This is a genomic window from Rhodococcus sp. IEGM 1330 (assembly GCF_033142445.1).
Classification (GTDB): Bacteria; Actinomycetota; Actinomycetes; order Mycobacteriales; family Mycobacteriaceae; genus Rhodococcoides.
Genome location: NZ_JAWLSB010000008.1, coordinates 296,567 through 304,002, shown reverse-complemented (window position 1 = coordinate 304,002; position 7,436 = coordinate 296,567). Strand labels below are relative to the sequence as shown.

At 64.4% G+C, this 7,436-nt stretch carries 7 protein-coding genes and 1 pseudogene; 3 read left to right on the top strand and 5 right to left on the bottom strand.

All coding sequences use genetic code 11. The features are described from left to right. The first annotated feature begins 170 nt into the window (after positions 1-170). Positions 171-791, top strand: a complete 621-nt coding sequence (locus R4P57_RS19655) for a DUF6188 family protein (protein WP_317804512.1) — start codon at positions 171-173, stop codon at positions 789-791. On the opposite strand, the pseudogene R4P57_RS19650 reads toward R4P57_RS19655, so the two are convergent. Both R4P57_RS19650 and R4P57_RS19645 read right to left on the bottom strand, forming a co-directional pair. Further along, positions 770-1,455, bottom strand: a pseudogene (locus R4P57_RS19650) (YqjF family protein). The gene R4P57_RS19655 and the pseudogene R4P57_RS19650 overlap by 22 nt on opposite strands. Before the next feature lie 86 nt (positions 1,456-1,541). Next, entirely contained in the window at positions 1,542-2,210 is a 669-nt protein-coding gene (locus tag R4P57_RS19645) for an SIMPL domain-containing protein (protein WP_317804511.1), read from the bottom strand. An 88-nt stretch (positions 2,211-2,298) separates the two neighbouring features. Between R4P57_RS19645 and R4P57_RS19640 the strand changes: the two genes are divergently transcribed. Next, a complete protein-coding gene (locus tag R4P57_RS19640) occupies positions 2,299-3,291 on the top strand; it encodes an isopenicillin N synthase family dioxygenase (RefSeq protein WP_317804510.1) in 993 nt (330 codons plus the stop codon). On the opposite strand, the gene R4P57_RS19635 is transcribed toward R4P57_RS19640, so the two are convergent. Then, positions 3,285-3,713, bottom strand: coding sequence for a DoxX family membrane protein (locus R4P57_RS19635; protein ID WP_317804509.1), 429 nt, complete (start codon positions 3,711-3,713; stop codon positions 3,285-3,287). The two genes, R4P57_RS19640 and R4P57_RS19635, sit on opposite strands and share 7 nt — an antisense overlap. A gap of 34 nt (positions 3,714-3,747) precedes the next feature. Between R4P57_RS19635 and R4P57_RS19630 the strand changes: the two genes are divergently transcribed. After that, positions 3,748-4,815, top strand: coding sequence for a DNA polymerase IV (locus tag R4P57_RS19630; RefSeq protein ID WP_317804508.1), 1,068 nt, complete (start codon positions 3,748-3,750; stop codon positions 4,813-4,815). On the opposite strand, the gene R4P57_RS19625 is transcribed toward R4P57_RS19630, so the two are convergent. Both R4P57_RS19625 and R4P57_RS19620 read right to left on the bottom strand, forming a co-directional pair. Continuing rightward, positions 4,816-5,520 carry a tellurium resistance protein gene (locus R4P57_RS19625; RefSeq protein WP_317804507.1) on the bottom strand — a complete coding sequence of 235 codons (705 nt, stop codon included), beginning with the start codon at positions 5,518-5,520 and terminating at the stop codon, positions 4,816-4,818. Positions 5,521-5,646: 126 nt separating this feature from the next. After that, positions 5,647-7,398: a pyruvate dehydrogenase gene (locus R4P57_RS19620; RefSeq protein ID WP_317804506.1), complete on the bottom strand. Its 1,752-nt coding sequence runs from the start codon at positions 7,396-7,398 to the stop codon at positions 5,647-5,649. Positions 7,399-7,436 lie beyond the last annotated feature (38 nt).

Genomic DNA, 7,436 nt, shown 5'->3' with positions numbered 1-7,436 from the left:
GGAGAGTAGGACACCGCCGAACACAACATCCCAGAATGCCCCCGACCACCACGGTCGGGGGCATTCTGCATTTCGAAACCACCCCGACAACCACCTGCGATAGACCACCCCGCACATTCCCCGCGAGGCCTTGTGGGCTCCCACGAGATTCTGTGGCACAGTCGATGTCGATGAAACTCGCCGTCGATCAGCACCGTGTCAGCAGAATTCTGCTCGATTTCGATCTGAGCATCGAATTCGACAACGGGGACAGCATTGCCTTCAGTGAGGTGATGGTCGATGGACTCACTGTCGACGAGGACAATCAGTTCGAGGGCCTACGAGCCTTCGCGACACTGCACGGTCTCGTATGCGACGACGCAGACTACGACGAATCCGGTGTTCTCCGTCTGACGTTCGAGGGCCGGCAGAGAGTGGTGGCCAGTCCGCGAGACGAAGTCGAATCCTGGGAGTACAGCGCCGCGGACGGCTCGACTGTGTTGTGTGGACCGGGAGGGGCCGTCGAATCGTGGCCAGCACCCGAGCGCCCGGAGGCTGAAGCCCCGACTGTCGAGAGGCTTCCTTCCATCGGTGCCACCGTGGTCCGGCTCTCGACTGGCGACGACCCTGCCGTCGAATTCTCGGACGGCACGAAGCTGTTGTTCGACCTCCCCCTCGACGCCGGGTACCTCGTATTGCGGGAAAGTGTGACGTCGAGCTCCGACTCCGACGGTGCTGCTGCAACACAGGGAGATTGGGTCGTCGAACTATCCTCGGGGCACGTGATCTTCTACCGACCGCGCACTGCGTAGGGCCTACCGAACTGGGTTTCGACACCGGGGGAGTACAGCACCGAGTCCGGTGGCCGTGTACTGACATCGGGTAGGCCTGCCGCTGCCACGAGCTCGTCGGAGCAGTGGGTGAGTTCCGCGTCGACCAGTTGCCAGTGCCGGTGCACGTTCGGAACGTACAGCAGGCGTCCGGCCAGTGAGGTGTGCAATCCCCAACGCGCGGTGAGGAACACAGCGAGCGGATCCTCTGACATGTCGCATGACCCTCTGACGACGCCGAAGTCCGTCGTTGCGCCGCGGTGCGGCGGTGCGAGTCGTCGGCTGCGGTAGCCGATGGTTTTACTGTCGTCGTCTATGTCGATCGATGACCATCGGTACGGAATGCGAGCGGCGTTGGTGCCCAACACGACTGCGAGTCTGGATGCTTCCAGCGATCGGAACACGACGCCCCGTCGCCCCTCCGCGTCGACCGAGTACAGGCGCACGTTGATCTCACCGAACGTGCCGAAGTACGGAACGGGTGACGGTAGCCGAGGCCGGCACCGACCATGTGGAAGCCGATCAGCCCGACCCACGACGAGCCGTCGAATTCGTCGGGTACGCACCCGCGGGGCAACAGCGGGGCGACAGCCGAACTCGGAACCCGCCAATGCAGAAAGACCAGCCGTTCCCATCGCTGATCCATCACGATCGGACGAGGCAGCAGCGGTGGCCGCGGCCAGAGGCGTCGGGCATCGTCGCGTTTCATGATTCGAGCGTAGGCGCGACGCGTCAAGAGGCAGTGAATCGGGCGTGCACGCTCGCGGAGATCGTGATGTTCTCCGGCTTGAGTGCAAATCCTGCCGGCGCTGATTTCGCGGCGAACATACGCGCCGAAGAGTCGGCACCACCGTGCTCGGCGATGCCCGGCAGCAAGCCCGGATCGGCCACCGCCACCGCGTGGACGCCCGACCTTCCCAGGCTCGACGCGTAGGCCTCGGCCTTGGAGACGGCGTCGCGCACAGCGAGTTCTCGGACCGCGAGGGTGTGAGCAGTTCTGCTGATTTCGGTGAGGTCCCAATCGAAGTGGTCGATCGACACTCCCTCGAGTGCGGAGGCTGCGTAGACGAACGCGTCCACCAGATCGAGTTGGCTGAACTGCACCTCCACTGACGCCTCGGCTTGGTAGACGTACGGCAGTTGTTCTCCGTCGTGGTTGAACGGTCGGTGGCGCGAGTGGCGCACCTGGTCCACCGACCACCGATCGATCGGTCCGCCATCGCTGTTGTAGAGCGGCTCGACCAGTCTCGTGAGCTCCCGGACGAGTTGCTGAGCAGGCTCGGAGGCAGACTCTGCAGTGCGACCGTCGGTGCGAACGGTCAGCGAAAGCGTGCACTGTTCGGGTGGGTAGGTCGCTGCGCCGTGACCGACGACGGTGATGTCGAGTGCTTCGGGGCTCATGACGTTCAGTGTTGCATCCGGGTCCGGCGGTTTCACAGAACATCGACACTGCTGGCCGACGCGTCGAGTGAGGAGGACAATCGCGAACATGCTTCCCGTTCTCGATCTCGGTCTGGCCGACCACGACCCCCGCGCATTCCAGCTGTCGCTGCGCGAAGCAGCTCACGGGTCCGGCTTCTTCTATCTCGTCGGACACGGGATCGAGACCGAACGAATGCACGAGGTGATGCGCCTCGCGCGTGAGTTCTTCGCCGTGCCGGACCATGTCAAGGACGAGATCAGTCAGCTGAAGAGCCCGCACTTCCGCGGCTACTCGCGGGTGGGCGGCGAGCTGACCAACGGCCGGGTGGATTGGCGGGAGCAGATCGACATCGGTCCCGAACGCCCGGCGATCGAGGGAGCGGTGGGGTACTGGAACCTTCAAGGCCCCAATTTGTGGCCGTCGCAGCCCGCAGGATTCAGGGAGACTTTCGAGCAGTGGGAACGCACGGTGTCGGATCTCGGACTTCGCCTCCTGCGCCATTGGGCGCAGTCCCTCGGAGCGTCCCCGAATGTGTTCGACGGTGCTTTCGCTACCGCGCCCGCGACGCTGATGAAGGTCGTGCGTTACCCGGGCACTTCCGATCACTCGCAGGGCGTCGGTGCGCACAAGGACTCCGGGGTGTTGACTCTGCTGCTCGTCGAACCCGAATCGGCCGGGTTGCAGGTGGAGACGACTGCCGACACATGGGTCGACGTGCCGCCGCTGGACGGGGCATTCATCGTCAACATCGGCGAGCTGTTGGAAGTGGCAACCGGCGGCTATCTCCGGGCGACGCGGCATCGGGTGGTCGCGCCAGGGCCCGACACCGACCGGATATCGGTGCCACATTTTCTGAGCCCGGCCCTCGATGCCGTCGTCCCGGTCATCGAACTGCCGGCCGAATTGGCGCAGCAGTCACGAGGAGTCGAGAACGATCCCGACAACCCCATCTACAGCACCTACGGCGAGAACGCGTGGAAGTCCCGAACGCGAGCTCACCCCGACGTGGCGCAGTTGCACCACGGCATCGTTCCGGCCGGTCGGCAGTCTGCCTACTGATTCCGCCTGCGGCCCTGACGTGATGCGCGATACTGCGCCCATGCCCCGGTGCACCACAGCGCCCACACGATCAGCAGTGGCTGGAACAGCAATCGGATTCCTCGTGCCGTATCGGAGTCCAGGCCGAACGCATCGGTGTGGGTGACGAACTGCGAGATGTTGCCGGGGAAGACCGCGACGAAGAACGCCGCGACCACCCAACCCACGAGCGGCGCGCGAGCAGTCCAGAACAGCAACGCCAGGCCGAGCACGATCTCCACGACGCCCGATGCCAGCACGACGAAGTCGGTGCTGAGCGGCACCCACTCGGGAACCTGCGCTGCGAACGTCTCGCGCGCCCAGAAGAGGTGGCTGAGGCCGGCGAAGACGAGGAACGCCCCCAGCACGACCCGTCCGATGGTGCGAGATATCGATTTCGTCATGGCGTCATGAGACACCACGGGCACACTGAGCACTATGACCGGGAGTACACCGAGCGGCCCAGCGCGGCACCGATGGGTACTGCACGTCGACCTCGATCAGTTCATCGCCGCCGTGGAAGTGCTCCGCAATCCGGATCTGGCGGGCAAAGCGGTGGTGGTCGGTGGTAGGGGAGACCCGACCGAGCGTGGGGTGGTGTCGACGGCCTCGTACGAGGCGCGTGCGAAGGGCGTCGGATCCGGAATGCCACTGCGCGTCGCCGCGAAGAAGATTCCCGACGCCATCTTCCTCCCCGTGGACAAGCCGGCGTACGACGAGGCGTCGGCGCTCGTGATGGACACTCTGCGGACGTTGGGATTCGTGGTCGAGGTGATCGGTTGGGACGAGGCGTTTCTCGGTGTGGAGACCGATGACCCCGAGGGTGTAGCGAAGACCGTGCACGACGCGGTCTTCGACGCGACGGGGCTGCATTGCTCGGTGGGCATCGGGGACAACAAGTTACGAGCCAAGATCGCGACCGACTTCGACAAGCCGCAGGGCGTCTACCGGCTGACGCAGGACAACTGGTTCGAGGTGATGGGCGATCGCGGTACCGATGCGCTGTGGGGGATCGGCAAGAAGATCTCGAAGAGGCTGGGCGCCCTCGGCATCTCGACAGTCCGAGAACTGGCCGATGCCGAGGACGCGGACCTCGCCGCCGCGTTCGGACCGAAGATCGGCCCGTGGCTCGGTACGAAAGGGCGAGGCATCGACCTAGCACCGGTGACCTCCGAGCCGTGGGTCGCGCGGTCGCACAGCCGTGAGGTCACGTTCCAGACCAACGTCGCCGATTGGGCGGTCATCCGACACGAGGTCGCCGCTTTGACGTCGACAGTGTTGGCCGACATCGAAGCCGAGAACCGGCCGGCCGTTCGGGCGGCACTGAAGATCCGCTACGCGCCGTTCGAGACGCATACCGTCAGTGCACCGATCGTCGGTGCGCCGACCTTCGATCCGGAGATTCTGACCTCGGCTGCGGTGGCCCTCGTCGACCGCCTCGACCATACGAGAGAGGTTCGATTGATCGGCGTCCGGCTGGAAATGACTCCGCCGCAACCACTCTGACTACTTGCGGCCCGCCGCCCAGCGCAGTCCCCAACCGTACTTCTTGTCGAGGTCGGCCTGGCTGCCCTGGATGTACTCGACCTCGCGGGTGACGGTGATCCCCGCCGAGGTGTTCTCCAACAATGCGATCGAGCAGATTCGCGCGGAGTTCTCGGCCGAGTCGAGGCGTACCTCGACCTGCGGTCCGCTGGTGGGGAACAGTGTCACCACCCCGTCCACTGCGGCCCAGTTCGGTGCGCCGTCGTAGATCATCGCGAAGATCAGGATTCGAGCGAACTTCTCCGGATTGGCGAGGTTGATGTGCATGTTCTCACCGCCGCTGACCGAACCGGAACGATCGTCACCGTCGAGCGCAATGAACGGGGCATCCTGCAGTGAACCGAAGCTGTTGCCGAGCGCCTGGATGACACCCTTGGAACCGTCGCGCAATTCATAGAGGCACCCGAGGTCGAGATCGACACCGCCGGAGCCGTACGACGCCGCAGCCAACTTGGCCAGGAAGCCCTTCTTCTTCGGCTGCGCCGCGGGTGCGCCGGTCGACCAGTTCAGGTTGACCCGCATCGAACCCTGCTTCTCGCCGGACTTGGTGAGGCTGATCGTCGGTGACGCCTTGGACAGCGTCACCTTGCTGAGGCTGACGGGTGCTCCGGGTTGCTGCGCTGGGTTCTGCGCCGTCGAGGGCTTGCGGGTGTAGTCGATGGCCATGGTGGAGCCTTCCGGAACAGTCGGTTACCGGATCGAGGTGTCCGGTTTGGGCGGTCCGTCGAGAATAACCGCACCTACAACGGGCCCGGTGCGCGCACCGACCTCGTCTTTATTCGCGACGGCGATCTACGGCCGAGGCACGTTGCGCAGGTTCGACTTGGCCATCCGAACCGCTTCGCCGACACCGCCGTTCAGCACGACCTTGCTCATTGCGAGCGCGAATCCCTTGATCTGCTCGCCGGTGATGGTCGGCGGGACGGACAGTGCGAGCGGATCGGTGATCAGCTGCACCAGTGCCGGACCGTCGACGGCGAACGCGGTCTCGAGTGCGCCGCGGATGTCCTCGGGCCGATCGACGCGTTGTGCGTGGATACCCGCAGCTGCGGCAATCCCGGTGTAGTCGACCTGCGGTACGTCGACTCCGAAGTCTGGCAGACCGTCGACGAGCATCTCGGCTTTGACCATGCCCAGCGTCGAGTTGTCGAACAGCACGATCTTGACGGGCAGCTTGTACATCGCGACTGTGAGCAGTTCGGAGAGCAGCATCGAGAATCCACCGTCGCCGGAGATCGAGACGACCTGGCGACCCGGATTGGCGAACTGCGCTCCGATGGCGTGCGGCAGGGCATTGGCCATCGAACCGTGCAGCATCGACGCGACGAACGCCCTTCTGCCGGTGGGGTTGATGTAGCGCGCGGTCCACACATTGCACATGCCGGTGTCGGTGGTGAACACGGCGTCGTCGGCGGCGAGGTCGTCGAGCACCGACGCGGCGTACTCGGGATGGATGGGGACCAGCTTCTCGGCGTTGCGGGTGTACGCGCCGACGGTCTTCCCCATCAAGTCGTTGTGCTTGTCCACCCACTTCTCCACGTAGCGGCGGTCGGTCTTCCGAGTGACCAATGGCTGCAACGCATTCAGGGTTGCCCGAACGTCGCCGTGGATCGGGTACTGCACCGAGGTTCGACGCCCCAGCTTCGTGGGATCGATGTCGATCTGCGCGGTCGTGACGTCCTCGGGAAGGAACTGCTGATACGGAAAGTCGGTGCCGAGCAGGATGAGTAGATCAGCGTCGTGGATTCCTGCATGGGCCGCGCCGTATCCCAGTAACCCTGTCATTCCGACGTCGTACGGGTTGTCGTACTGGATGAATTCCTTGCCGCGCAGCGAATGTCCGATGGGAGCGCCGATGGTGTCGGCGAACGCGACCACCTCGTCGTGGGCACCCTTGACTCCGTAGCCGGCGAAGATGGCGACCTTCTCGGCGTTGTTGATGGCGTCGGCCAGTTTCTGGATGTCCGCCGCAGGCGGTGTGACGATCGGTGTGGACGGAATGGCGATCGGATCCATCGTGCCGGCAGCCGACAGCTCGGCGATGTCGCCGGGGAGCGTCAACACAGACACACCACCACCGGTGACGGCTGCGTTGATCGCTGATCGAAACACCCGGGGAGCCTGCTCGGCAGTGGAGACGAATTCGTTGTAGAGCGAGCATTCACCGAAGAGGCGGTCGGGGTGCGTCTCCTGGAAGTAGCCCGAGCCGATCTCGCTGCTGGGAATATGCGATGCGATCGCCAGAACCGGTGCGCCGGAACGATGTGCGTCGTACAGGCCGTTGATCAGATGCAGGTTTCCGGGTCCACACGAACCCGCGCAGACGGCGAGTGCGCCGGTGGTCTGCGCATCGGCGGACGCAGCGAATGCCGCGGCTTCCTCGTGTCGTACGTGAATCCAGTCGATGCCGCCCTTGGCCGATCCGCCGGTGCGACGCACTGCGTCGACCACAGGATTGAGACTGTCGCCGACGATGCCGTAGATGCGTTGTACGCCGGCGTCGACGAGTCCTCGAACGAGCTGATCGGCCACTGTGGTGGGCATTGATTCTCCTCAAACTTGGGACGCGCTGTTCACCGATG